Origin of the sequence: Arthrobacter sp. S39 (genome assembly GCF_004320525.1) — a bacterium.
In the GTDB taxonomy this organism is placed as follows: domain Bacteria; phylum Actinomycetota; class Actinomycetes; order Actinomycetales; family Micrococcaceae; genus Arthrobacter.
This window is the reverse complement of the sequence record NZ_SIHX01000005.1, coordinates 271,676-296,718: the sequence shown is the minus strand read 5'-3', so window position 1 is coordinate 296,718 and position 25,043 is coordinate 271,676. Positions and strand designations below refer to the sequence as shown.

21 protein-coding genes and 1 pseudogene are annotated in these 25,043 nt (G+C 68.3%); 12 read left to right on the top strand and 10 right to left on the bottom strand.

Features of this window, described 5'->3' with window-relative positions; genetic code table 11:
* Positions 1–50: 50 nt before the first annotated feature.
* The 4 genes and pseudogenes from EYS21_RS12610 to EYS21_RS12600 all read left to right on the top strand — a co-directional run.
* Positions 51–1,073: pseudogene (locus EYS21_RS12610) on the top strand (FAD-binding oxidoreductase); the annotation flags it as partial.
* Positions 1,074–1,369: 296 nt separating this feature from the next.
* Complete coding sequence (locus tag EYS21_RS23745) at positions 1,370–1,588, top strand: Rieske 2Fe-2S domain-containing protein (protein ID WP_242633405.1); 219 nt, start codon at positions 1,370–1,372, stop codon at positions 1,586–1,588.
* A gap of 101 nt (positions 1,589–1,689) precedes the next feature.
* Positions 1,690–6,726, top strand: a complete 5,037-nt coding sequence (locus EYS21_RS12605; protein ID WP_207307755.1) for a DEAD/DEAH box helicase — start codon at positions 1,690–1,692, stop codon at positions 6,724–6,726.
* Positions 6,719–7,561 (top strand): DNA-formamidopyrimidine glycosylase family protein, encoded by an 843-nt coding sequence (locus tag EYS21_RS12600; protein ID WP_131133540.1) that lies wholly within the window; start codon positions 6,719–6,721, stop codon positions 7,559–7,561. Before EYS21_RS12605 ends, EYS21_RS12600 begins: the two co-directional genes overlap by 8 nt.
* Before the next feature lie 8 nt (positions 7,562–7,569).
* On the opposite strand, the gene EYS21_RS12595 is transcribed toward EYS21_RS12600, so the two are convergent.
* Entirely contained in the window at positions 7,570–8,241 is a 672-nt protein-coding gene (locus EYS21_RS12595; RefSeq protein WP_242633404.1) for a hypothetical protein, read from the bottom strand.
* 62 nt (positions 8,242–8,303) lie between these two features.
* Between EYS21_RS12595 and EYS21_RS12590 the strand changes: the two genes are divergently transcribed.
* Complete coding sequence (locus EYS21_RS12590; protein WP_131133539.1) at positions 8,304–9,854, top strand: PLP-dependent aminotransferase family protein; 1,551 nt, start codon at positions 8,304–8,306, stop codon at positions 9,852–9,854.
* Between the two features lie 13 nt (positions 9,855–9,867).
* Here the strand turns inward: EYS21_RS12590 and EYS21_RS12585 are convergent, their stop codons facing one another.
* Complete coding sequence (locus EYS21_RS12585) at positions 9,868–10,389, bottom strand: DUF4188 domain-containing protein (RefSeq protein ID WP_131133538.1); 522 nt, start codon at positions 10,387–10,389, stop codon at positions 9,868–9,870.
* Positions 10,390–10,468: 79 nt separating this feature from the next.
* On the opposite strand from EYS21_RS12585, the gene EYS21_RS12580 reads away from it, so the two are divergent.
* On the top strand, positions 10,469–11,044 hold the full coding sequence (locus EYS21_RS12580) for a TetR-like C-terminal domain-containing protein (RefSeq protein ID WP_242633403.1): 576 nt from the start codon (positions 10,469–10,471) through the stop codon (positions 11,042–11,044).
* Positions 11,045–11,053: 9 nt separating this feature from the next.
* On the opposite strand, the gene EYS21_RS12575 is transcribed toward EYS21_RS12580, so the two are convergent.
* Both EYS21_RS12575 and EYS21_RS12570 read right to left on the bottom strand, forming a co-directional pair.
* Positions 11,054–11,746, bottom strand: a complete 693-nt coding sequence (locus EYS21_RS12575) for an SRPBCC domain-containing protein (protein WP_131133537.1) — start codon at positions 11,744–11,746, stop codon at positions 11,054–11,056.
* Entirely contained in the window at positions 11,739–12,386 is a 648-nt protein-coding gene (locus tag EYS21_RS12570; protein ID WP_131133536.1) for a helix-turn-helix domain-containing protein, read from the bottom strand. The genes EYS21_RS12575 and EYS21_RS12570 overlap by 8 nt, the downstream gene beginning before the upstream one ends.
* Before the next feature lie 92 nt (positions 12,387–12,478).
* Between EYS21_RS12570 and EYS21_RS12565 the strand changes: the two genes are divergently transcribed.
* On the top strand, positions 12,479–13,447 hold the full coding sequence (locus EYS21_RS12565; protein ID WP_131133637.1) for an RluA family pseudouridine synthase: 969 nt from the start codon (positions 12,479–12,481) through the stop codon (positions 13,445–13,447).
* Here the strand turns inward: EYS21_RS12565 and EYS21_RS12560 are convergent.
* Positions 13,419–13,949 (bottom strand): O-acetyl-ADP-ribose deacetylase, encoded by a 531-nt coding sequence (locus EYS21_RS12560; protein WP_131133535.1) that lies wholly within the window; start codon positions 13,947–13,949, stop codon positions 13,419–13,421. The genes EYS21_RS12565 and EYS21_RS12560 overlap by 29 nt on opposite strands.
* A gap of 86 nt (positions 13,950–14,035) precedes the next feature.
* Between EYS21_RS12560 and EYS21_RS12555 the strand changes: the two genes are divergently transcribed.
* Both EYS21_RS12555 and EYS21_RS12550 read left to right on the top strand, forming a co-directional pair.
* Positions 14,036–14,656, top strand: coding sequence for a hypothetical protein (locus EYS21_RS12555; RefSeq protein WP_131133534.1), 621 nt, complete (start codon positions 14,036–14,038; stop codon positions 14,654–14,656).
* A 50-nt stretch (positions 14,657–14,706) separates the two neighbouring features.
* Positions 14,707–15,324 (top strand): VTT domain-containing protein, encoded by a 618-nt coding sequence (locus EYS21_RS12550; protein ID WP_131133533.1) that lies wholly within the window; start codon positions 14,707–14,709, stop codon positions 15,322–15,324.
* An 18-nt stretch (positions 15,325–15,342) separates the two neighbouring features.
* On the opposite strand, the gene EYS21_RS12545 is transcribed toward EYS21_RS12550, so the two are convergent.
* From EYS21_RS12545 to EYS21_RS12535, 3 genes are all read right to left on the bottom strand, one after another.
* Positions 15,343–15,648, bottom strand: a complete 306-nt coding sequence (locus EYS21_RS12545) for a hypothetical protein (protein WP_131133532.1) — start codon at positions 15,646–15,648, stop codon at positions 15,343–15,345.
* Positions 15,649–15,737: 89 nt separating this feature from the next.
* The gene (ppc, locus tag EYS21_RS12540) at positions 15,738–18,560 is read right to left on the bottom strand and encodes a phosphoenolpyruvate carboxylase (RefSeq protein ID WP_131133531.1); all 2,823 of its coding nucleotides are present in this window, start codon (positions 18,558–18,560) and stop codon (positions 15,738–15,740) included.
* A 143-nt stretch (positions 18,561–18,703) separates the two neighbouring features.
* Entirely contained in the window at positions 18,704–19,384 is a 681-nt protein-coding gene (locus EYS21_RS12535; RefSeq protein ID WP_131133530.1) for an NAD(P)-binding domain-containing protein, read from the bottom strand.
* Positions 19,385–19,529: 145 nt separating this feature from the next.
* Between EYS21_RS12535 and EYS21_RS12530 the strand changes: the two genes are divergently transcribed.
* Positions 19,530–20,354: a DUF1684 domain-containing protein gene (locus EYS21_RS12530; RefSeq protein WP_131133529.1), complete on the top strand. Its 825-nt coding sequence runs from the start codon at positions 19,530–19,532 to the stop codon at positions 20,352–20,354.
* Positions 20,355–20,436: 82 nt separating this feature from the next.
* On the opposite strand, the gene EYS21_RS12525 is transcribed toward EYS21_RS12530, so the two are convergent.
* Both EYS21_RS12525 and EYS21_RS12520 read right to left on the bottom strand, forming a co-directional pair.
* Complete coding sequence (locus EYS21_RS12525) at positions 20,437–21,663, bottom strand: acyl-CoA dehydrogenase family protein (protein WP_131133528.1); 1,227 nt, start codon at positions 21,661–21,663, stop codon at positions 20,437–20,439.
* Positions 21,660–22,478: an SDR family NAD(P)-dependent oxidoreductase gene (locus tag EYS21_RS12520; RefSeq protein WP_131133527.1), complete on the bottom strand. Its 819-nt coding sequence runs from the start codon at positions 22,476–22,478 to the stop codon at positions 21,660–21,662. The genes EYS21_RS12525 and EYS21_RS12520 overlap by 4 nt, the downstream gene beginning before the upstream one ends.
* Before the next feature lie 137 nt (positions 22,479–22,615).
* On the opposite strand from EYS21_RS12520, the gene EYS21_RS12515 reads away from it, so the two are divergent.
* Both EYS21_RS12515 and EYS21_RS12510 read left to right on the top strand, forming a co-directional pair.
* On the top strand, positions 22,616–23,821 hold the full coding sequence (locus EYS21_RS12515) for a glycoside hydrolase family 76 protein (RefSeq protein WP_131133526.1): 1,206 nt from the start codon (positions 22,616–22,618) through the stop codon (positions 23,819–23,821).
* A gap of 166 nt (positions 23,822–23,987) precedes the next feature.
* The gene (locus EYS21_RS12510) at positions 23,988–25,043 is read left to right on the top strand and encodes an iron ABC transporter substrate-binding protein (RefSeq protein ID WP_131133525.1); all 1,056 of its coding nucleotides are present in this window, start codon (positions 23,988–23,990) and stop codon (positions 25,041–25,043) included.

The window sequence follows — 25,043 nt, the reverse complement described above, 5'->3', positions numbered from 1 at the left end:
GGCAGTGGCCGCGTTGAACGGCCTGCACAGCGGAAGCAGGGTGGGGTTGGATGGCGTCGATTTGGCTGGACCGCGAACAATCCTTCAGTTCTGACCGCTTCCAGCCCGGCAGCAGGTACGACACCGTGGTAGCCGGGGCGGGACTGACGGGGCTCGTCTCCGCGTTATTGCTCGCGAGGTCCGGGCAGAACGTCCTCGTGCTGGAGGCCCGGCATCCTGGCGGGGTGACCACCGGCAACACCACGGCCAAGGTCAGCCTCCTGCAGGGAACGGTGCTGTCCGCGCTCGCCCGCCAGTATTCGGCGAAGCAGGTCCGGGCCTATGTGGAGGCCAACCGGGAGGGCCAGGCCTGGCTGCTGCGCTACCTCGATGAGCACCGCGTGCCTTTCCAGCGCCGGGACGCCTACACCTACGCCACCACGGGCCAGGGAATGGAACGGATCCGTGAGGAACTCACCGCTGCTTCCACCGCAGGCCTGGACGTTGACTACACGGGCGACGCAGGCCTCCCTTTCCCGGTGCAAGGCGCCTTGCGGCTGGGCGGCCAGGCCCAGATCAACCCCATGGACGCGCTGGACACCCTGCTGGCGGACCTCCGCAGCCGCGGGGGGACAGTGGTGGGCGGCACCCGGCTGCGGGACGTCTCGGGGAGCGGCCCATTGACAGTCCTCACGGACCGGGGCAACGTCATTGCGGATCATGTGGTGCTGGCCACCGGAATCCCCGTGCTGGACCGCGGCCTCTACTTCGCGAAGCTGAAGCCGCTCCGTTCCTACGCCGCGGCGCTGGAACTGCCGGCGGGGCTGGCGCCGCCGCCGGGGATGTACCTTTCGGCCGAGGAACCGACGCATTCGCTGCGGGACTACGAAACGGACGGCCACCGGCTCCTGCTCGTGGGCGGGCATGGGCACCATGTGGGGCGGACGGCGTCGGAAAAGGCACACCTGGCGGGGCTGCTCGCCTGGGCAGGCATGCATTTCCCCGGAGCCACGGCCACCCACACGTGGTCAGCCCAGGACTACCAGGCCACCAACCTCATGCCCTTCTTTGGCAAATTGCCGCGGGGACGGGGGCGGATCCTTTTTGGCACGGGCTACAACAAGTGGGGCATGACGAATGCCGTCGCCGTTGCCCTCGGAATTTCCGCAGACATCCTGGGCGGGCAGCTCCCCTGGGCTGACACCATCCATCACCGGGTCACGTCCCCGTCGGGCGCGTTCTCCGCCGTCAAACTCAACGCCCAGGTGGCCGCGAAGCTGGCCACGGGCTGGGGCAAAGTGGCGGCTGACCGGCCGGTGGTTGAGCCGGCCGGAACCGGGGCTTCAGGCCCCACCGCCGGACGTAGCGTACACCGGCCGACGGCGGCGGGATGGCGTACCGCGACGGCGCCCGTCCGGTGGCGGTCTCCACCGTCGGGGGAACCACGTGCAGGCTCTCCGCCGTCTGCACGCACCTGGGCGGAATCGTCCACTGGAACGACAGCGAACTGACCTGGGACTGCCCGCTCCACGGCTCCCGGTTCAGCAGCGACGGCTCACTCCTCGAAGGCCCTGCCACGAAGGATCTTCCCGCGGCGGACAAGGCTTGATTCCGCCGGACGGAGGGGCCGGAACCGGGGACATTGGCCCCGGAATTCCCTTGCCCGCCGGGGCAGGCGGTCCTGTCGGTGGGGTAGGGCATGATGGAGGAATGCAGGAGCAGCAACCGCCGGGAGCGGGTCCGGACGCCCTTCCCGGCACTCCCATGGGCCGGTTCAGCCGCCCTACCCGGGACTGGTTCCTGGGCGCCTTCTCGGAGCCCACTCCTGCCCAGGACGGCGCCTGGAACGCCATCTCTTCGGGTTCCCATGCCCTGGTGGTGGCACCCACGGGATCCGGCAAAACACTCGCCGCTTTTCTTTGGGCGCTGGACCGGCTGCTGGTGTCGGCGCCTGCCCCGCCTCCTGAGCTGCCCGGGTTGGACGCTCCGGCCGGGAAAGGCCGCCGCCCGCGTGCTCCCAAACGCAAGACCCGCGTCCTGTACATCTCGCCGCTGAAGGCCCTCGGCGTCGACGTCGAACGCAACCTCCGCTCACCCCTGATCGGCATCACCCAGACAGCCAAGCGGTTGGGGCTGCCGGCCCCGCTGATCACCGTGGGCGTCAGGTCCGGGGACACCACGACGGCGGACCGCCGGGCGCTGCTCAGCAACCCGCCGGACATCCTCATCACCACGCCGGAATCGCTGTTCCTGATGCTGACCTCCAGGGCCCGGGAGACCCTGACGGAGGTGGACACCATCATCATTGACGAGGTCCACGCTGTGGCAGGCAGCAAGCGGGGCGCCCACCTTGCAGTTTCGCTGGAACGGCTCGACGCCCTGCTGCCGAAGCCCGCCCAGCGGATCGGGCTGTCGGCTACGGTTGAGCCCCGCGAGCTGGTGGCGCAGTTCCTGGCCGGCGCCGCGCCGGTGCAGATCGTGGCGCCGCCGTCGCGCAAGAACTGGGACCTCACCGTGTCCGTTCCGGTGGAGGACATGTCCGACCTCCAGGGCGCGGCAGGGGCCTTCGATTCCGGGCCGGCGTCCGGGCTGCAGCCGCAGGCCTCCATCTGGCCGCACGTGGAGGAGAAGATTGTTGACCTGGTGCTGGCCAACCAGTCCACCATCGTCTTCGCCAACTCCCGCCGCCTTGCCGAGCGGCTCACCGCGCGGCTCAACGAGATCTACGCCGAGCGGCAACTGGTGGCCGTCGGCGGCGGCTGGGAGCCTGGAGGCCCCTTGGAAGCGCCGGCGGGTGTTCCGGCATCGCGAGTTCCGGCCTCCACTGCGACGCCGGCGCACATGATGGCGCAGGCCGGCAGCACAGCCGGCGCCGATCTGGTGCTCGCCCGCGCCCACCACGGCTCTGTCTCCAAGGACCAGCGTGCCCTGATCGAGGACGACCTCAAGTCAGGCCGGCTGCGCTGCGTTGTGGCCACCTCGTCCCTGGAACTCGGCATCGACATGGGCGCCGTGGACCTCGTGGTCCAGGTGGAGTCCCCGCCGTCGGTGGCCAGCGGCCTGCAACGCGTAGGCCGTGCTGGCCACCAGGTGGGCGAAGTTTCGCAGGGTGTGCTCTTCCCCAAGCACCGGGCCGACCTCGTGCATACCGCCATCACGGTCGAACGGATGCTCGAAGGAAAGATCGAACGGCTCTTTGTGCCTGCGAACCCGCTGGACATCCTGGCCCAGCAGACCGTCGCGGCCACCGCCCTGGGCAGCATCGACGTGGAGGAATGGTTCGCCACGGTCCGCCGGTCCGCGCCCTTCGCGTCCCTCCCCCGGTCAGCGTTCGAGGCCACCCTTGACCTCCTCGCAGGCCGCTACCCGTCCGACGAATTCGCCGAGCTCCGGCCAAGGATCATCTGGGACCGCAACGCCGGCACCATCGAAGGCCGGCCCGGAGCCCAGCGGCTGGCCGTGACCTCGGGCGGCACCATCCCGGACCGGGGACTGTTCGGCGTCTACATCATCGGCACCGAGGTTGAAGGTTCGGCCTCGCCGGCCGGAGACGGCAAGACGGCCACTCCGTCCCCGGCCAAGGGCGGCCGGCGCGTGGGCGAGCTCGACGAGGAGATGGTGTACGAGTCCCGGGTCGGCGACATCTTTGCCCTTGGTGCCACGAGCTGGAAAATCGAGGACATCACCCACGACCGGGTGCTGGTATCGCCCGCCTTCGGCCAGCCGGGCAAGCTCCCGTTCTGGAAAGGCGACTCGCTGGGACGGCCCGTGGACCTGGGCCGCGCGCTGGGCGCCTTCGTGCGTGAACTGTCCGCGTCCGACGTCGGCCCTGCCACCGAACGCTGCAAGGCCAGCGGCCTGGACGACTTCGCCGCGAACAACCTGCTCCAGTACCTGGCTGAGCAGAAACTCGCCACCGAGGTGGTCCCCAACGACACCACGCTGGTGGTGGAGCGGTTCCATGACGAACTCGGCGACTGGCGGGTGATCCTGCACAGCCCCTTCGGCATGCCGGTGCACGCTCCCTGGGCCCTCGCCGTCGGACAGCGCCTGCACCAGCGGTACGGCCTGGACGGGTCCGCGATGGCAGCCGATGACGGGATTGTGCTGCGCGTCCCCATGATGGAGGACGAACCGCCCGGGGCGGAGCTTTTCCTCTTCGACCCCGAAGAGCTGGAGCAGATTGTCACCGCGGAGGTGGGCGGCAGCGCACTGTTCGCCTCACGCTTCCGCGAGTGCGCAGCCCGCGCCCTGCTGCTCCCGCGCCAGACTCCAGGGAAGCGGCAGCCGCTGTGGCAGCAGCGCCAGCGGTCCGCCCAGCTCCTGGACGTCGCGCGGAAATACCCCACGTTCCCGATCGTGCTGGAAACTGTCCGCGAGTGCCTGCAGGACGTCTACGACCTCCCGGCGCTGAAGGACATTGCGGCGTCCGTGGAACGCCGGGAGCTGCGGATTGTGCAGACCACCACCCAGCAGCCGTCGCCCTTCGCCAAGTCCCTGCTGTTCGGGTACGTGGCGCAGTTCCTGTATGAGGGCGACTCCCCGCTCGCCGAACGCAGAGCTGCGGCCCTGGCACTGGACTCGACGCTCCTGAATGAGCTGCTGGGCCGTGTGGAGCTCCGTGAACTGCTGGACGCGAAGGTCATCGAGGCCACCGAGCTCGAGCTGCAGCGCCTGGCCCCTGACCGCCGTGCCCGCGGCATGGAGGGGGTAGCTGACCTGCTGCGGCTGCTGGGTCCGCTGGCACCCGAGGAGGTCGCCGCCCGGCTGGAACCGGCGGTTGAGCCTGTCGAAACCCCGGTGGTTGAGCCCGCCGAAACCGGCGAGCCCACCGAAACCGTGGTGGAGGCTGCCGAAACCCCGCATGCCGACACCGTCCTGGCAGCGGCCCATCTGGCCGCCCTGCAGCGGGCCAACCGTGCCATCAAGGTCAATATCGGCGGAGCGGAACGGTTTGCCGCCGTCGAGGACGCAGCCCGCCTGCGCGATGCCATCGGCGTTCCACTTCCCATGGGTGTGCCGCTGGCATTCATCGAGCCGGTGGGTGATCCCCTCGGCGACCTGGTGTCCCGGTATGCCCGCACGCACGGACCCTTCACCGCCTCCGAGGCCGCGGCGCGGCTGGGCCTTGGTGTCGCGGTTGTCAGTACTGCGCTGAAGCGGCTCGCCGCGGACGGCCGCGTGGTGGAAGGCGAGTTCCGGCCGCATGCCACGCCGGCCCGGGACAGCTCACGCATCGACGGGCCACCGGACGAAGCACAGCCGGCAGAATCCTCCCAGACAGTCGTTGCACCGGCCACCAGCAGCGAATGGTGCGACGCCGAAGTCCTCCGGAGGCTTCGCCGCCGGTCGCTGGCGGCACTGCGCGCCGAAGTGGAACCGGTGGACGCCGCGGCCTACGGCCGGTTCCTGCCCGCATGGCAGCACGTCAGGACGCCCGGCGCCAGCCGTGGCCAGCCTTCACTGCGCGGCCTGGATGGCATCATCACCGCGATCGACCAGCTCTCAGGGGTGCCCGTTCCGGCGTCGGCCTGGGAACCGCTGGTGCTGGCCAGCCGGGTTTCCAACTACCAGCCCGCCATGCTGGACGAGCTGATGGCCGCCGGGGAAGTCCTCTGGTCCGGCGCCGGCGGGCTCCCCGGCAACGACGGCTGGGTCAGCATGCACCTGGCCGATTCCGCCGAGCTGACGCTGAACCCCGCCGTCGAATATGAACCGGGTGATGCACAGCAGCGGCTCCTGGACCACCTCCGGAACAACGGCGGCGGCTACTTCTTCCGCCAGCTGACGGAGGTCGCCGGGGGCATGGACTCGGTGCTGAGCGACCAGGACGTGGTGTCCGCTCTCTGGGACCTGGCGTGGGCCGGGCGGATCACCGGGGACACCTTCGCGCCGGTACGGGCCCTCATCGCCGGGGGCCACACGGCCCACCGCCAGGTTTCCAAAGCGCCGCGGCTGCGTGCCCCAAGGATGAGCCGGCTGGGCCGCTCCCACGGTACCGGTCTCATGGGGTCGCCCGGCCTGGGCGGCGGACGCTACGGCTCAGCGTCCGGGGCGGCCGCCACGCCGCCCATGGCCGCGGGCCGGTGGTCAGCCCTGCCCTCGCCTGAGCTGGACGCCACCATCCATGCCCGGGCCACCGCGGAGCTGCTGCTGGACAGGTACGGTGTTGTCACCAGGGGCTCGGTCATGGCCGAGCAGATCCTGGGCGGCTTCGGCCTGATGTACAAGGTCCTGGCCCGGCTGGAGGAGGCCGGCCGGTGCCGCCGCGGATACTTCATCGAACATCTCGGGGCCGCGCAGTTCGCGGTACCGGCCACCGTGGACCGGCTGCGCTCGTACTCCGAGGACACCCAGCTGGCGAAGCCCGAACCTGTGGCCCTGGCACTGGCGGCCACCGATCCAGCGAACCCGTACGGTGCCGCCTTGTCCTGGCCCGCGGTCAACGAGGAGGCCGGAACGGGACACCGGCCCGGACGCAAGGCAGGTGCCCTGGTAGTGCTGGTGGACGGCGCCCTGGTCCTCTACGTGGAACGCGGCGGGAAAACACTGCTGGCTTTCAGCGATAACGAAGCCGTGCTGTCCGCCGCCGGCTCGGCACTGGTGGGTGTGGTCACCCGGGGCGCGGTGGACAAGCTCATTATGGAGAAGGTCAACGGCCACGGCATCCTGGATACCCCGGTGGCTGCCGCGCTGGCGGCGGCCGGGGCATACTCCACACCCAAGGGATTGAGGATCCGTGCCTGAGGGTGATTCCGTCTGGCGGGCCGCGCGCCAGCTGCACGAGGCCCTGGCGGGTCAGACACTCACCGCCTCGGACTTCCGCGTGCCCCGGTTCGCCACCCTCAATTTGGCCGGCTGGACGGTGGAAGAGGTGGTTCCGCGCGGAAAGCACCTCCTGATGCGCGTCGTGGGACCGGACGAGCGGAAACTCACCATCCATTCGCACCTGAAAATGGAAGGCACCTGGCAGGTCTATCCCCCGGGAGGACGCTGGCGGAAGCCGGGATTCACCGCCCGCTGCGTGCTCCGGACGGCAGCAGCCGACGCCGTCGGATTTTCCCTGGGCATCGTGGAGGTGGTCCGCACCGCGGACGAGGACACCATCGTGGGCCACCTGGGCCCGGACCTGCTGGGTCCGGACTGGGACCTCGCCGAAGCCGAGCAGCGAATCCGCGCTGCACCCGAGGTACCCATCGGCGTCGCCCTGCTGGACCAGCGCAACCTGGCAGGCATCGGCAACATCTACCGCTGCGAGGCCTGCTTCCTGTCCGGCGTGCACCCGGCATCGCCGGTATCGGCCGTGCCGGACCTCCGGACCTTGATGACGGACGCCAAGCAGCTGCTGGAAGCCAACCTGGGCCCGGGGCGCCGGGTGACCATCCTCAATCCCCGCGGCATGCCTGTCGGGCGGATGGCGGGCCGGCCAGGCTACTGGGTTTACGGGCGCGAACACCAGCCGTGCCTGAAATGCCGGACCCCCGTCCGCCGCGGCGTGCTGGGCAAACCCAACGGTGAAGAGGAACGCGACATCTATTTCTGCCCGCAGTGCCAGCCCGTGCTGCCCTCGCCGGTGTCCTAGTCGTTGTCCTAGGCGTTCCGGGCCAGCGGTTCCTCCAGAGAGGGTTCGACGGCGGCCGGCCCGTGGTTGCCCGGCTTACCGATGGCCTCTTCCGCAGGCAGTTTGGCGGGCACCATAAACCGCGGGAGCAGCAGCTGGACCAGCGGTCCGATGGCAAGCGCATAGACCACCGTGCCAACACCCACGGAACCGCCCAGCAGCCAGCCCACTCCCAGCACGACCACTTCGATCAGGGTGCGGGACACCCGGACGGACCAGCCGGTGCGCCGCGCCAGTCCTGTCATCAGGCCGTCCCTGGCGCCCGGACCGAACCGTGCGCCGATGTAGCAGGCGGACGCGATGCCGTTGAGCACCACGGCGCCGGTGAGCATGCCGATCTGGCCTCCCAGGTGCGAGAACGACGGGATCAGGGCCAAGCCGATGTCCGCGAAGACGCCTACCAGCACGGCGTTGCAGAGCGTGCCGAAGCCAGGCCACTGCCGCAACGGGATCCAGAGGAGCAGCACCAGGAAGCTCACAATGATGACCACCACACCGATGCTCAGTCCGGTCCTGCCGGCCACACCCTGATGGAACACATCCCAGGGGTCCAGGCCGAGGCCGGCGCGGATGAACATGGCCAGGGAGATGCCGTACATGGCGAGGCCGATAAAGAGCTGGAGGAGTCTGCGGGTCAACATAACGACAACTCTGGCAGAGAACTGGCATTGAATTACATAGCCAGTTTGAGATACTGGCTTTTATGTCCGCATCACTGAACGCCTCCGCACTGGCCCGGCTCCTGGGCGCATGGAACCTCGGCGCCGCGCCCGCCTACCGTGAGCTTGCCGACGTCGTACGCCTCCTGGTCCTGGACGGCCGGGTGGCCCTGGACACCGCCCTGCCCAGCGAGCGGGCACTGTCTGAGGCGCTCGGCGTCAGCCGGACCACCGTGACCGCGGCATACGGCCACCTCCGGGAGCAAGGGTTCCTGAGCAGCGGACAAGGCAGCAGGGGCCGGACCCGGATTCCGCGCGTGACACCGCTGGGCACCACCGTCCTGACCGGCCTGGGCCTCGCGGCCACGGGCGGATCCGGGGCACCCGCCGTCGCCGCGCCGGGGCTTGCGGCCCCCGGGCTTGCGGCGCCGGCGGGGCTGATCGACCTCGCGTACGCGTCATTGCCCGCCAGCGGCGAGGTGGTGCACCGCGCGTTCGCGGCGGCCCTGACCGAGCTTCCGGCGCTGCTGCCCGGATTCGGGTACGACGCCATGGGCCTGCTCCCCCTGCGTGAGGCGGTGGCGGCACGTTACACGGCCGCCGGCGCGCCCACTACCGCCGAACAGATCCTGGTGACATCGGGAGCACAGCACGCCCTGAACATCATCATCCGGGCCCTGGCAGGCCGGCAGGACAGGGTGCTGGTGGAACACCCGAGCTACCCGAACGCGCTCGATGCCATCCGTGGGGCCGGCTGCCGGGCCATCCCGGTCGCGTTCACTGCCGCCCACGGCACCCATGCCGACGGCGGCCCGCCCGCCTTGGTGTGGGACATGCACGCGCTGCGGACCGCCATGATGCAGCAACGTCCCAAGGTTGCCTATGTGGTGCCGGACTTCCACAATCCCACCGGGCAGCTGATGCCCGATGCCCAGCGCCGCCAGCTGGTCCGGGCGGCCGCTGCCGCCGGAACGGTCCTGGTGGTTGACGAGACGCTCCGTGAGCTGAACCTCGACGGCGCCGAGACCACTCCCGTCGCAGCCTTCAGTCCCGCGGTGGTGACCATCGGCTCGCTCAGCAAGTCCCACTGGGGCGGGCTCCGGACAGGCTGGATCCGCGCCTCCGAAGCCATGATCCAGCGCTTTGCGGCGGCGCGGACGTCCCTGGACCTGGGCGGACCGGTCATGGAACAACTGGCGGCGGCCCATCTCGTCCGCGCCCTGGACGAGCCGCTCCCCGCACGGCTTACCGCCCTCCGGGACAACCGCGCTGCCCTGCTGGAACTGCTCGCCGGACACCTCCCGGAGTGGGAAACGGGGCGTCCGGCCGGAGGCCTGTCGGTCTGGTGCAGGCTGCCCGCGCCGGTGAGCACGGCCCTGACTGTCATCGCCCCCGACTTCGGCATCCGGCTGGCAGCGGGGCCACGGTTCGGGATCGGCGGGGCCTTTGAACGTTACCTCCGGGTGCCGTTCACCCTGCCGCCGGAGCAGCTGGAAACCGCGGTTCTGGCCCTGCGCTCAGCCCAGGACAGGCTCGACGCAGCCCCGCAGCTCCGCCGGACACTCAAGAACGCGCCCGCCGTGGCCATCGCGTGACACACCGGGCCCGTTAGGACACCGGGCCCTTTCGGGAGCCGGCGCCGGCCCGCCCTGCCGCCCCGCCCATCCGCTGCTTTGCCGTATTGGTTCCGGCACCGACCGGGACATGCGCCGTGGCCTTGGCCAGCCCGAACTCCGGCATACCGTTGTAGACAACCTCGATCCCCGCGGCAGGCACCTGGTACGTCTCATGCCAGACGCCGACGTCGCCGGTCCCCGAGAGTTGCTTCATAAACCGGCGCCACGGTTCCAGATGCGGAGATTCACGGTCCGCGGCGAACTTCCGCAGGTGCTCGGGGCTTTCCCAGTAGCTGAGCAGCATGGTGGTGCGCCCAAACCACTGCTCATAGCCGAGCATTCCCGCCGCCGGGTCTGCGGCCAGGTGCTGAAGCATGCGGGGCATGGCGGCAGCGACCTTGCCGACGGTTCCGACCTTCCACCACCGGTTTGCCCGCATCCCGATCAGGAAGACCGTCACGGATTCACGTTCGGGGTCAGCTGTGTAGCGGCCCGGAAATACCTTCTGCGCCATCGGAGCTCCTTGGGTTCCTTGTTTCATAACCTTGTTGCATAACACTGTTATGAAACAATGTTATGAAACAATGGACCCCATGGCAAGACCTGTAGTGCATACCGATTCCCTGAGGCAGGAGCTGCTGGCCGTCACCGCCGACCTGGTGGACCGCGACGGCCCGGCGCGGGTGACGCTGCGGGATGTGGCGGCGGCTGCCCACACGTCCACTACCGCCGTCTATTCGCTGTTCGGCGGCAAATCCCAGCTCCTGACCGCCGTGGTGGATGACGGATTCCGGTCATTCCATGAGTCACAGGTGGCCGCGGCCGGGGGCGGACTTCAGGGACTGGGTGTGGCCTACCGGGCCTGGGCGCTGGAGCACCAGGCCCTCTACCGGCTGATGTTCGGTGGCGCCCTGGCCGCCTACGTCGATTGCCAGCCCACCCCGGACGTCGCCGCCGACGCCATGGTGCCCCTGATCAACGCAGTCGCTGCCGCCCAGTCCGCTGGAACGTTACTGCCGGCACCCGCGGAGATGGTCGCCGTCGCCATCTGGGGCCAGGTCCACGGCCTGGTCAGCCTGGAACTGGCGCAGGTGGGGCCGCCGGACGCTGACTGGGCTGCCGTATACAGCGCCGCCCTCGACGCCGTCGCCCGCGGCTGGGCCGCCTGAGGTGCCGCCTTACGCGTAGACCTTGGCGAGGAAGCCGCCCCAGGCCTCCGCGGTTGCGGCCGAGTCACCGCTGCCACTGAAGTCGTGCACGGTCATACCGACGGGAGCGCCAAAGGCGTTGCGGCCGAAGAACCGGTACATCGCGTCCGACGTCCGCAGCCCCAGGAAGTTCTCATTGGAGAAGTCCACTTCGCCGGAAAGCCGCCCCACGCCGTCGAGCTCCAGCTCAACAGCGGCGCCCTGCTCCGCGGCATCCACGCCCAGCGCCTTCTTCAGCCGCTCAAATCCGTCCGGGGTCTGCGATGCCGCGGGAGACTGGATGTCCGTGAACACCACGGGCTTGCCGTCGAAGTACTGGAGGTACTGGCCCAAGGTGTGGAGATAGAACCCGGTATGCTTGCTGGCGCCGTCGTACTGCTCGTCCCAGTTGTCGGCGAAGATGCCGCTGTGGACGTAGTGCAGCCGGGCGCGGCCGCCGTCGAGCGGTTCCAGGACGTGCTCCAGCTGGTTGAACCAGCCGTCCGGCCCGTCCATCCGGGACACGAGGTGGCCGGGGTACTCCTGCACGGTCTTGACGTCCGGCCACTGGTCCGTGGGGAACATCCACGCCGGAGTACCGCTGGTCACGGCTTCCCAGACGCGCTCGGGGGTGCCCGGCAGTTCGGTGTCGACGACTATCTCGAATTCACGCTTGTCAGTCATTGTCCTGTTCCTTCACTGAAAGGGATTTGATGGGGGTCTTGAGAACGGGGTGAAGCGCGACGACGAGCCGGTGTTTTCGTCCGCCGCCCGCCGGGGTGCCACCCGGGTCGGGTGTGCCGCCGCCGTCGTGATACTTGTCCACCAGGCGGGTGACGGCGACGCCGAGCTCCTCGGCAAAGGCGGCCCGGTCAGCTGCGCTGCGGAAGGTGATTTCGCCGTCGATCGCGAACGTGGCGAGCTTCTGCCTTGCGGCGGCGGCCCCGGCGATGAGCTTGCCCACCTCCTGGACCATCCGGCCCGCGAGCGCCAGCAGCCAGAACGCCGAGAAGCGGTCCGAGAACCGATGCGGATCCGGGGCCACCGACGCGAGGGCCACGGGCGAAATCAGGTAGGAGGCCGCCGTCGCCTGGAGAACGCGTTCGGTGACGTTGCCCTTGCGCCGCTCCTCCACGAGCTCCACCAGGCCGTGCCGCTCCAGGGCTTTGAGGTGGTAGTTGACCTTCTGCCGCGGCAGGCCCACCTTGGCGGCAAGCTGCGTGGCAGATCCCGGTTCGGCGAGCTCCCGGAGGATGCGCGTCCGGATCGGGTCCAGCGACGCCTCCGCCGCAGCGGGGTCCTCGATCACTTCGATGTCCAACATGGTTCCATCATGCAACCGACAACTTTTATTGTCAAGAACTTTTTTTCCGTCGGTTGGGCAGCCATTTGCGGGGCAAGTAGAATGGACCGGTGATGCAATCCCCCCTCCCCGTGCGCGACGGCGTCAACGCGACCCGCCTGCGACTCCCGGACGAGGGGCCCTGGGACACCGCGATGGACTACATGATGCACCGCTGGGGCCACATCGATCCGCAGGGCATCGAGGACAGGTTCGACGCCGGCGAGATCGTGGGCGAGGGCGGCATCCCGTTGGACCGGGCCACCCTGCTCGAGGACCACACCTTCATCTGGTACTACCGCACCCTGCCGCCGGAGACCCGCATTCCGGTGGAAATCAGCATCCTGCACCAGGACGAACATCTCTTGGTAGTGGACAAGCCGCACTTCCTGCCCACCACCCCCGGCGGGACGTATATCCAGGAATCAGCGCTGGTCCGGCTCCGGAACCAGCTGGACCTGCCCGACCTGATCCCCATGCACCGCCTGGACCGGATGACCGCCGGCGTCCTGCTGCTGTCCACCAACCCGGAAACCCGCGGCAGGTACCAGGTGCTCTTCGAGAAGCGCCAGGTGCAAAAGGAATACGAGTGCATCTCCGCCGCCGAGCCGGCCCCCGGGTATCCCGCCGTCGATTTCCCGGTGGTGGTGCGGAACCGGATGACCAAGTCCCGCAGCTACCTGCTGGCCGAAGTGATCGAGGGAGAGCCCAACGCGGAGACCCGGATCGAACGGCTGGAAACGTTCGACGGCGGCGCTCGCGCAGGTGCCCCTGTCACCAGTCCGGCGCTCCGGCTGGCGCGCTACCGGCTGGAGCCGCACTCCGGGAAAACGCACCAGCTCCGGGTTCACATGGCTTCGCTGGGCCTGGGCATCGTGAACGACGCGTTTTACCCCGACCTGCTGGACAAGGCCCCGGACGACTACACCAAACCGCTGCAGCTGCTGGCCCGCGGCATCAGGTTCGTGGACCCCATCAGCCAGAAGCCCGTGGAGTACCGCAGCCGGCTGGAACTCAGCGAGGCTGTTCAAACACGGCGCTGAACGCCTGCTCCATCTCGGGGCCGAACAGCACAAACTCCACCAATTCCAGCACGCTGGACGGGTGTGAGGCACCAAACCCTCGGACGGCGTCGAACGCTGCTCCGGCGACGTCGCGCCCATGCCAGCCATAGACCCCGCCACCCACCGCCGGGAAAGCAACCGAACCGGCCCCCACCGAATCCGCCACGCGCAGACTTTCGCTGAAGCAGGACACCAGCAGCGCCGGGTTGGTCTGCCCGGCGTGGCGGTTGGGTCCCACGGTGTGGATGACCCAGCGCGCCGGGAGCCGGAAACCGGGGGTGGCGACGGCGGCCCCCACCGGAAGCCCGTGCGGCAGTTCCCTGGTCCGGAGTTCGCGGCAGGCAGCCAGCAGTTCGGGCCCGGCAGCCCGGTGGATGGCCCCGTCCACTCCCCCGCCGCCCAGCAGCGTGGAGTTCGCCACGTTCACGATCGCGTCCACGGAGCGGGTGGTGATGTCGCCCTCGAGAACCTGGATCCGCATGCCGCCAGTGTCCCACCGGAAACCTCTGGATGACAGGCGGAAGCGGGAATATCCTGTGGGTATCCGCGCCAGGGTGAGGAGACCCCATGGAAACGCTCATCGAGATCCCCGGGGACCGGACGGCCGCCAAGTTCGCCTACGCCGCCGCAGGCCTCGGCGTCGTGGGCGTGGCAACGCTAGGCGCCATGTATGCCGTCGAAGTCCCCAAGGATGGCCCCTATATCTTCGGCACTATCAACGACGCCACCGGGGGCGTCTTCAACCTGGCGATCATCCCCGTGGTGGTCCAGGTCCACCGGCGCCTTCGCCGGACGCCCGGCTCCGAGGCGGCCAAATGGCTGGTCGTTGTTGCGTCGGGCGCCGGGGCTGCGAGCTCGTTCCTGCTGGTCTTCAAGAAACTCGATTTCGCCCCATCCACCGGCATCAGCGTCGGGGCCATGGTGGTCCAGGCCGCCTGGTTCCTGCTGGCCAACCGTGCGCTGTACAAGGCGGGCGGCTACCCGCGGGACCTGGCAAAACTGGGACAGTTCATCGGCGGCGCCCTGATGGCAGCCCTCCCGGTGGCTGGCGTGGCCGTCGTCGGGCGGGCACCGAAATGGTTCCGCTGGGGCATCGGAGGCGCCGGAATAGCAGTAGGCGCCACTGCGTGGGCCGTCTGGCCTTACTGGTACTACCTGGCCGCCCGGCACCTCAGCCACCGCCACTAACGGGAAGCCCCGCACGGTCCCGCGCCCCGAAAGTGCGGTACTTTGTGGCCATGGACTTTGGCAACGCGGACAGCTGGGGGGCGGCGATCTACTTCTGGATCATCCCCGTGGTCCTCGGCGATGCCATCTTCCCGCCCATCCCGTCCGAGATGGTGGTGATTACCGGCGGAGCCCTCTCCGCCGACGGCCGGGCCAACGTCTTCCTCGTGGGTGCACTGTCCGCGCTGGCCTCCTGGCTCGGCGACATGGTGGTGTTCCAGCTCTTCAAACGCCGCCTCAGCCATGTGCTGGACCGGTGGCCCTGGGGCCGCAAAGTCCACGCCGGCATCCATGCGGGCATCGCCAAAGCCGGCCGCTCCTCCACCTACGGGACCATCATCGGCGCCCGCTTCATCCCCGGCGGACGGCTGGCGACGTCGGCAGCCGCGGGCATCGCTGATGTTTCGGTCCGGGGCTTCAGCCTCTGCGCGGGCCTCGGGGCAGTCCTTTGGGCGTGCTGGCTGGTGGGGCTGGGCTATTTCACGGGGTCGACCACGAAGCTGCCGTTCTGGGCCAGCTCCCTGATCGGCGTGGTGCTTGGCCTGCTGATCGGCATCGTCGTCGGCATCATTGTGACCCGGCGGCGCGGCACCCGCTCCCCCGTGGACGAGCCAGCGCCCGGCGACTGAAGCCCCCGGCGCCTGAGTTTAGAGCGGCGCCCAGCGGCCGCGGTTCCGGCGGAGCACCATCAGCGAACCTGTCAGCGCAACCCGTTCGACGGCGTCGCGCATCATCGCTGCCGACTCCCGCGCCTGCTGGTTCTCACCGTGGTACTCGGTGGCCTCCACCAGGAAGCGGAGGTTCAGCTGCGGAACGCCGCCGGCAAGCTCCAGCTGGTTGGACTCCACATGGTGGCGGGTCTCCAGTGCCTCGACGGCGGCCGCCATCACTGATTCCGGCGGATTGCCAGGCTTCAGTCCGGTAATTTTCAGGCGGGTCTGGAATGAAGGCATGCCGTCAACCTTATCCAAATCCCCGATGCGCTATCACTTATGGTCGTTCCCAGGACTCAGAAGGACCACAAGTGATAGCGCAACCGGGTTTAGCCGGTGTTGCGCAGGCCAGCGGCGACGCCGTTGACGGTGATCAGCATGGCCCGCTGGAGGCGTTCGTCGATCTCGGCACCGCTGATGGTTTCGCCCTCGGCACCCTGGCCGGCCCGCACGCGGCGGAGGAGCTCCACCTGCAGGTAGCTGATGGGGTCAAGGTACTGGTCGCGGATCTCGAGGGACCGCTTGAGGGTGGGCTGGGCGTCGAGGAGCACGTTTTCGCCGGTCAGGTTCTGGATCTCGGAGACCGTGAGGTCGTACTCCTCGCGGATGGCACGGAAGAGGTGGTGCAGCTCCTCGGGGACCAGGGTGGCCACGTAGTACCCGGCGATATCCAGGTCCGTCTTGGCCAGCGTCATTTCCACGTTCGAGAGGACCGAGCGGAAGAAGTGCCAGTTCTCCATCATCTCCACCAGCTGGGCGGAGTTTCCAGCCTCGCGGGCAGCCCTCAGGCCGGAGCCCACACCGAACCAGCCCGGCACAATCTGCCGCGACTGGGTCCAGCCGAACACCCACGGGATGGCGCGCAGGCCGCCGAGGCCGGCGCCGGAATCCGGGCGCTTGGACGGGCGGGAGCCGATGTTCAGGGAGCCCAGCTGCTCCACCGGGGTCGAGGCCATGAAATATGCGGGCAGGTCCGGGTCGTCGATCAGCTTCCGGTACCGGTCAAAGGCGGCGTCGGAGATGGTCTCCATCACGTGCCCGTACCGTTCGCGCTGGTCATCGGACGTGCGCGGGTCACGGTGCAGGGCCGAACCCTGCAGCACGGCCGCGAGGGACAGCTCAAGGTTTTCGCGGGCCAGTTCCGGCAGCGAGTACTTGTCCGAGATGACCTCACCCTGTTCGGTGAACTTGATCTCGCCCTCGAGCACGCCGTTGGGCTGGGCCATGATGGCGTCGTAGGTGGGTCCGCCGCCCCGGCCCACGGAACCGCCGCGGCCGTGGAACAGGCGGACCCGGACCCCGTGCTTGGCGGCGACGTCGCGGAGTTTCCGTTGCGTCTTATGGATCTCCCACTGGCTGGTCATCACACCGGATTCCTTGTTGGAGTCCGAGTAGCCGAGCATGATTTCCTGGACGTCTCCGCGCAGCCGCACCAGTTCGCGGTAGGACGGATCGGACAGCAGCTGGTCCACGATCTCCGCCGAGGCCCGGAGTTCCTCAACTGTTTCCAGCAGCGGGGCGAACCCGATCTTGGCGTGCGGGTTCTCACCGAACAGGTTCACCAGGCCGGCCTCGCGGGCCAGGACGGCGGCGGCCAGGACGTCGTCCGCGCCGCGGGTCATGGAAATGATGTAGGTCTCGATGACGTCGGGGCCGTAGATGCGCAGGGCGCGGCGGATCTCGCGGAAGACGTCGTACGTGCCGTCGGCCACGCCGTCGAGCTTGATCGGGTGCCCGGACAACGGTCGGCGTGAGGCAAGCTCAGACCCCAGCACCTCGAAGCGCTCCTCCCGGCTCAGTTCCGCGTAGCGCAGGCCCGGGCCGCCGAGCCGGTCCATCAGCTGGCCGACGGCGTCGTGGTGGTGGTCGGCGTGTTCGCGGATGTCGAGGGTGGCCAGGTGCAGGCCGAAGGACGCCACGGCGCGGCGGACGCGGGCCAGGGCGCCGTCGGCAGCGAGCGACGCCGAGTGGTTCCGGAGCGAGAGTTCCAGCAGTTCGAGGTCGGCCAGGAGTTCGTCGGTGGCGCTGTAGTCCCGGCCGTGCTCGTGCACGGCGCCGGAGGCCACACGCTTGCCCGTGTTGATCAGCTTGGCCTTGATGCAGGTCAGCTTCAGCCGGTAGGGCTCCTGTGCGTTGAGCTCCAGCACGCGGCGGTCCAGGCCCGGGAGTTTCTTCAGGTCGACGTCGATTGATTCCAGCAGCTCCTTGTCGGCGCCGGCGAGCGCGGTGGAGTTGGAGAGGATGGAGATCAGTTCGTCGATCATGCCGATGCTGATGCGCACCGCGTGCTGGTTCTGGATCTGCAGGATTTCGCGGGTGACGGCCGCCGTGACGTTGGGGTTGCCGTCCCTGTCGCCGCCGATCCAGGAACCGAAGCGGATGGGCGCGTTCTGGTGTGCGAGGGTGACGCCGTGTTCGCCGAGCAGTTCCGAGAGCTCGGTGAGCATCTCGGGCATGGCGTCGGTGAGGATGCTGCCGAGGTAGTAGATGGCGTTGCGGGCCTCGTCCACGGGGGTGGGCCGGACCTGGCGGAGCTCGTCCGTCTGCCACATCTGGTCAATGATTTCGGCCAGCTGACGGTCCTGCCGGCGGCGGGCGGTGGTGCCCTCGTGGGTGGGCTGGGCCAGCACGTCGGACAGCTTGCGGATCTTGTCCAGCACGGAGCGGCGCGACGCCTCGGTGGGGTGGGCGGTGAAGATGGGGCGGACGTCGAGTCCGTTCACCACTTCCTGCAGCACGGCCGGTCCGGCCTGGCCGGCGATGTCGGATACCGCCTTCGCGAGCCAGCCGTCCTTCTCCGCCCGGGTCCGGAGGCCGCGGACGCGGTGGACCTGCTCGGCCGCGTTGGCGAGGTGGAAGTAGAAGGCAAACGCCCGCACGAGGTCGGTTGCCTGCTCGATCGGCAGGGAGCCGAGCAGTTCGCGGACCTGGGCGACGACGTCGTGCGCGCTCCACGGTCCGGTGGCATCCGCGCCGCCGCGGGCGGCTTCCTTGGATTCCTTGGTGAGGAGGCGCACCTGCTCCACCAGGTCCAGGAGCTCGGGCCCGTGCTGGCGCACCAGGGATTCGCCCAGCAGCGTGGAGACGCGCCGGACGTCTGCCCGCAGCTCGGCAGCGAGGTCAGTTTCAGAATTTATTGCAGTGTCAGCCATGGAAACTATCTTTCGAGGGTTCGGACTTGGCTCGTACACTGCGCTGGATACCTGTGAGCCACGTTACTAGCTAAAGATGCTACCCGCACGGGGCCGCCTCCGGGGAATCCGTCTCAGATAGTGTCACTGCCGTTCCTGGTGTTTCAGCGCACGATCTTGAAGTTGAAATCAAAGGTCCCCAGGGCTCCGGAAAGGCGCAACCACACCGGCAGCATCATTTCGGCGCCGCGGGCGGACTTGATGTCGCCAAGGTCGATGATGTCCTGGTGCCCCAGCTCCTGCAGGAGGCCACTGACCACCGCTTTGGCTTCCGCGTCGTCGCCTGACACAAACACCGAGTGGTCCCCGCCGTCCAACCGCATGGGATCAACCATCAGGCCTGCGTTCATCGTATTGAGTGTCTTGACCACGCGGGCATCCGGGAAGGAGTGCTGGATCCTTTCGCCGAGGCTGTCGGTGTTGACCGGGTTCAACACCGGTGGCCTGCCCTGGGAGAAATCGAGCGCGTTGGATACATCCATCAGCACTTTGCGGGAGAGGTTGGCAGACCCGGCCAGGCCCAAGGCATTCAGGGCACCGGCCCCGTTGGTGGCGTTGACCACCAGCTCGCTGGCGGCGGCCGCGTCGGCGTACGTTTCCAGCGGAATCTCCTGGTTGGCGGCGTGCCATTCGCTGAACGGCGCGGCGCCCATCGCATCCGGGCGGGACCGCGCGAACGTTGCCTGGGGATCCCGCGTGCCCATGACCACGCTGTGCCCCAGCCCGGCCAGCGCCCCCGCCAGGGCCCGGCCAACGGTGCCCGTTCCCAGGACCGCGATCTTCATGGTTCCTCCGTTTCGGCGTGGCGCGAAGCCGCTTCCGGTTCCGACGTTACTCCGCCCGCGCCGCAAGGCAAACGGCCCGGTCAGTGATGGAATGAATCGTTGGCCGCCGGGGTTGTAGCCGGGGCCACGACGTCCAGGAGGCACCATGAACACCGCACCCGCCGCCCAGCTGGAACGCTGGCAGCGTTTCCGCGCCAACCGCAACAAGGCACTCGCGGCACCGCACGGCTGGCTGACCCTCACGTCGTTCCAGTGGCTCGAAACCCGGCCCGCCGGCGTCGAACTCGTCCCTGGCCTGTGGTCAACGGACGGTACGACGGCGGCACTCACCGCCTCCGCGGAGGACGGACTGACGTTCGTGGAGACAGGGCAGCCGGTTGACGGCACGGTGACGGCGGCACTCCAGGACGAGGAATCGCTGATGTGGGTGCAGTTTGGCGGTGCTGACGGCAGGCAGGTGGTGGTGGAGCTGGCCATGCGTGCCGGGAAGTATGCCATCCGCACCAGGGACGCCGGCTCGCCGGTCTTCACCGGGTTCGACGGCGTACCCGCCTTCGAACACCGGCCGGACCTGGTGGTGGAGGCCAGCTTCCGGCCCTATCCCGAGCCGGTGGACGTACCCATCAGCACGGCAAACCCGCTGGTGGACGGCGTGCACCGGTCCGTGGGGGAACTGGTGTTCCGGCTGCCCGGCAAGGACCACGAGTTCCACCTGCAGGCGGAGGAGGAGAAGCTCGGCGCCCTCACCGTCACGTTCCACGACGAGACCAACGGCGACTCCACCGACGACTGGCGGAAGGTGTCCACAGCCCGGCCCAGGCCGGATGGCTCGGTGGTCCTGGACTTCAACCGCGCCATCAACTACCCCAGCGCGTTTACCCCGTACGGGACGTGCCCCATGCCGGTGAAGAACAACAGCCTGGACTACCGGATCGAAGCCGGTGAGAAGGACCCTATGCTCACCGACTGAGCGCGAACGTGCAGGTAATACCCGCAAAATCGCGTTTTGAGGGTATTAGCTGCCAGTTCGCGGGGGGTGAGCGGGCCGGGGGTCAGACGATGGCGGAGACCCCGGTGATGGCCCGGCCCACAATGAGGGTGTTGATTTCGAACGAGCCCTCGTAGGTGTAGATGGCCTCGGCGTCCGCGAAAATCTTCGCCATCCGGTAGTCGGTGACGATGCCGTTTCCGCCCAGGATGGACCGGCCCATCGCCACGGTCTCCCGCATCCGGGCGCTGCAGTACGCCTTCGCGAGCGCCACCTGGGCCATGTCCGCGCCGCCGTCGTCCTGGAGCTGGGCGAGCCGGGCCATCATGCCCATGCTGGCCACGGCGTTGCCCAGCATCGTGACCAGCTGCTGCTGGATGAGCTGGAACTTCGCCAGCGGCCGGCCGAACTGCTGGCGTTCGACGGCGTACTGCCGGGCGACGTCGAACGCCGCCAGCTGCTGCCCCACCGCCTGCCAGGCCACCATGATCCGCGACCCCTTGAGGAGCTGGTTGGTGTCCTCGAAGCCATTGATTCCGGCGAAGCGGTCAGCTTCGGCGACGCGGACGTCCTCGAAGACAATGTCGGCGTTCTGGACGGTCCGCAGGGCGATTTTGTGTTCGATCCGGCTCCGGCTGACTCCGGGCAGTGCGGCATCCACGATGAAACCGCGCACGGCGCCGTCCGCCTCGTCGCGGGCCCACACCAGCAGGTAGTCGCAGAACGTCCCGTTGCCGATCCAGCGTTTGGCGCCGTTGAGCACCCAGGTGTCGCCGTCGTCGTCGGGTTGTCCGGTGGCCCGGGAAACGCGCCGGGCCCGGGTCTCCATGCCGCCGGCGACGTCGGACCCGTGGCCGGGCTCGGTGAGCGCGAACGCACCCGTGGTGCGAAGGCCCGATGCGTCCGCGAGCAGCCGGTCCTTCTGTTCCTGCGAACCGAAGGCGTAGAGGGACTCCACAAAGAGGTCGTGGTGGACCAGGAAAAACGTGGCGATGGACGTGTCAACGCGGGTCATCTCGGCGATGACCAGCCCCGCGAACAGGTGGCTGTAGCCGCGCTGGGCGGGTGTGCTCAGTTCAAGCGCAGCGAGCTTGGGGAGGATATGGGCCGGGAATTCCGCGTTGTTCCACCAGTCGGTCGCGTAGGGGGCGATTTCCGTGGCCAGGAGCTCCCGGAGCTCCGCCAGCTTGCTGCGTTCGGCAGGGCTGAGGAGCGCTTCGAAGTCGAAAAAGTCTGCCGTGGGAAGGGCCTCAGGCGAGGGCAGCTGCGCGGCCGTGGGAGCGAGGCTCATTTCGGGCCCATCCTGATGGCGCCGTCCAGCCGGATGGTTTCGCCGTTGAGCATCGCGTTTTCCACAATGTGGGCCACAAGGTTTGCGTATTCGGCCGGCTTGCCGAGCCTGGAGGGATGCGGGACCTGCCGGCCCAGCGATTCCTGTGCATCCTGCGGCAGCCCGGCCATCATGGGCGTCTCGAAAATGCCAGGGGCGATGGTCACCACGCGCACCAGCGAGCGCGCCAGTTCCCGCGCGATGGGCAGGGTCATGGCGGCGACGGCGCCCTTGGAGGCTGCGTAGGCGGGCTGGCCGATCTGCCCGTCGAAGGCGGCGACTGACGCCGTGTTGATGATGACACCGCGTTCCGGGCCACCGAGTTCCGTGCTGGCGGGTTCCGTGGCGGCCATGGCTGCGGCGGCCAGCCGCAGCACGTTGAACGTGCCGATGAGGTTCACCTGGATCACCCGGCTGAATGCATCCAGCGGAAGGACCCCGTCACGCCCCAGCACCTTGCCGGGCGTGGCTACGCCGGCACAGTTCACCACAATTCGCAGCGGCCCGAGGGCGACGGCGGTGTCGACGGCGGCCTGGACGTCTGTTTCGCTGGTGACGTCCGCGGGGACAAAGACGGCGGTCCTGCCGGCACGGTCACCACCGCCACCCCCGGAACCGCCGGCTCCGTTCAGCTCGGCGGCAAACGCCGCGCCCGCGGAGGACGGCAGGTCGATCAGCACCACTGAGGCGCCGGCGTCGAACAGGCGCCGGGCCGTGGCCGCGCCCAGCCCGGAAGCCCCGCCCGTAATCAGCGCGACAGTACCGTTGATGTCCATCCATCCTCCTTGATGCGAGCGGCGGGCATACCCGCCGGACTGGGAACATTAGTTAGTGAATGTTAACTGAAATTGTGACGCGGCGCACTATCGGCCGCCTACCCGGGCGGACCCGCGGCCCGGCTAGGCTGAAGGGCATGACGCCGCCGGATGCCGAAGTTCCGCCCGCCGACGGGCCGGCCGACCGCGCCTACCGGGCCAATGAGGCCGCGCGCTCGGTCACCGCCATCTTCGGGCAGCGGCTGTTTTTCCTGCCCGGCACCCACATCGCCGCCATCCAGCGGCCGTCAAAGCGGGTGGAAAACCTCTTCCGCCCCTGGCATTACTGGTGGCAGGCGCACTACGTTGACTGCCTGGTGGACACCGGCCGCCGCGAACTGGGCAACGGCGCCACACCCGCTGCCCGCTTTGACGGACCGGACCGCCCCAGCGCAGGACGGCTGGCTTCGCGGCTGGTGACAGGCATCCGGCTCCGGAACCTGCTCACGTTCGTCAACAACTATTACGACGACATGGCCTGGCTGGCCCTGTCCACGCTCCGGCTGGAGAAACTGGCCGAGGAGACGCGCAGGCCCGGCCGGCGGCGCAACGCCCGTATCCGCAGGACCCTCACCCTGCAGTTTGATTCCGCCTCCACGGACGACCTTGGCGGCGGCACGTTCTGGAGCAAAAAGCGGGACTTCAAGAACACCCCCGCCACCGCGCCCGTGGCCCTGTACTACGCCCGCACCGGCAGCCCGGCGAAGGCCCAGGACCTGCTGGACTGGCTGGATGCCAGGCTCTTCGACACGGACCAGGGCCTCTACCTGGACGGCGTGCGGATCAGCAGCACCGGCGAGGTCATGGTGGAGAGCGCCGTGTACACGTATAATCAGGGCCCGGTTTTGGGCGCGCTGCTGGAGCTCGGCGGTGAGGCAAACCTGGCCCGCGCAGCCACGGTGGTGGAGGCGGTGGAACAGCACCTGACCCGCCCATCCCCGGACAGGCCCGGAACGCAGGTCCTCCGCTGTGACGGAACGGGCGACGGCGGACTCTTCACCGGGATCCTGGCCCGCTACCTGGCACTCGCCTCCGCCGACGCCCGCCTCCCAGCGGCCGTCCGGGCCACCGCAGCCCGGCTGGTCCTGGACACTGCGGACGCCTTCTGGAACGGCCGCCGCCCCATCAATGACGCCGAACCGCTGGCGGGGCACGCGGGGAAGCTGGTCTTTTCGTCCCTGCCGGAAACATCGGCAGCCGACACGTATCCGCCCGGTGCCGCCGTCGAACTCTCCACCCAGCTCCAGGCATGGATGGTGCTGGAAGCGGCCGCGACAGTCCGCCAACAGCCACCGGGTAATTAAGTCATGCAACAGTTCCGTAATTGATGTGATCCTGCTCACTTAAGCCCTTGTGGGCTTGGACGCTTAGGTTTGGCTAACCTACAGTTTCTCGGGTGGGCACTCCCCCCGATCCCGGCCCATGCGGACCCTCCGGTCCAGCAGACTTTTCCCCAGAAAGCAGCCCTCAATGAAGATCCGCAACAGCGCGCTGGCCGGCATCGCACTCGCCGCCACCGCAGCCCTCGGACTGACCGCCTGCGGCGGCAGCACCACGCCGGCAGCCACCGGCTCCTCCTCGGCAGGCGCCGCCGCCGCCGGCGAGATCACGGTCTACAACGCCCAGCACGAAAGCCTGACCAAGGAATGGATCGACGCCTTCACGGCCGAGACCGGCATCAAGGTCACCATGCGCCAGGGGTCGGACACCGAACTGTCCAACCAGATCGTCCAGGAAGGCGCCGCATCGCCTGCCGACGTTTTCCTCACCGAGAATTCGCCCGCGATGGCGCAGGTGGAAAACGCCGGACTGTTCGCAGACGTCGACAAGGCAACCGTTGAGCAGGTTCCGGCCGAGTTCCGCCCCTCCACCGGAAAGTGGACAGGCATCGCCGCCCGTTCCACCGTCCTGGTCTATGACAAGGCCAAGCTGACCGAGGACAAGCTGCCCAAGTCCATGCTGGACCTGGCCAACCCGGAGTGGAAGGGCAAGTGGGCCGCTTCACCGTCCGGCGCCGACTTCCAGGCCATCGTCTCCGCACTGCTGGAACTCAAGGGCGAGGCCGCCACCGAGGAATGGCTCAAGGGCATGAAGGAAAACTTCAAGGCCTACAAGGGCAACAGCACCGCCATGAAGGCAGTCAACGCCGGCGAAGTCGACGCCGCCCTGATCTACCACTACTACTACTACGGCGACCAGGCCAAGACCGGCGAAAACTCCAAGAACGTCACGCCGTACTACTTCAAGAACCAGGATCCGGGCGCGTTTGTGTCCGTTTCCGGCGGCGGCGTCCTGAAGACGTCCAAGAACGCTGCGGCGGCCCAGTCGTTCCTGAAGTTCATCACCGGCAAGAAGGGCCAGGAAGTCCTGCAGAAGGGCACGTCCTTCGAGTACGCCATCGCCTCTGACGTTCCGGCCAACGAGAAGCTGGTTCCCCTCAAGGAACTGCAGGCTCCCACCGTTGATCCGGCCAAGCTGAACTCCGAAAAGGTCACCGAGCTGATGACCAAGGCAGGACTCCTGTAA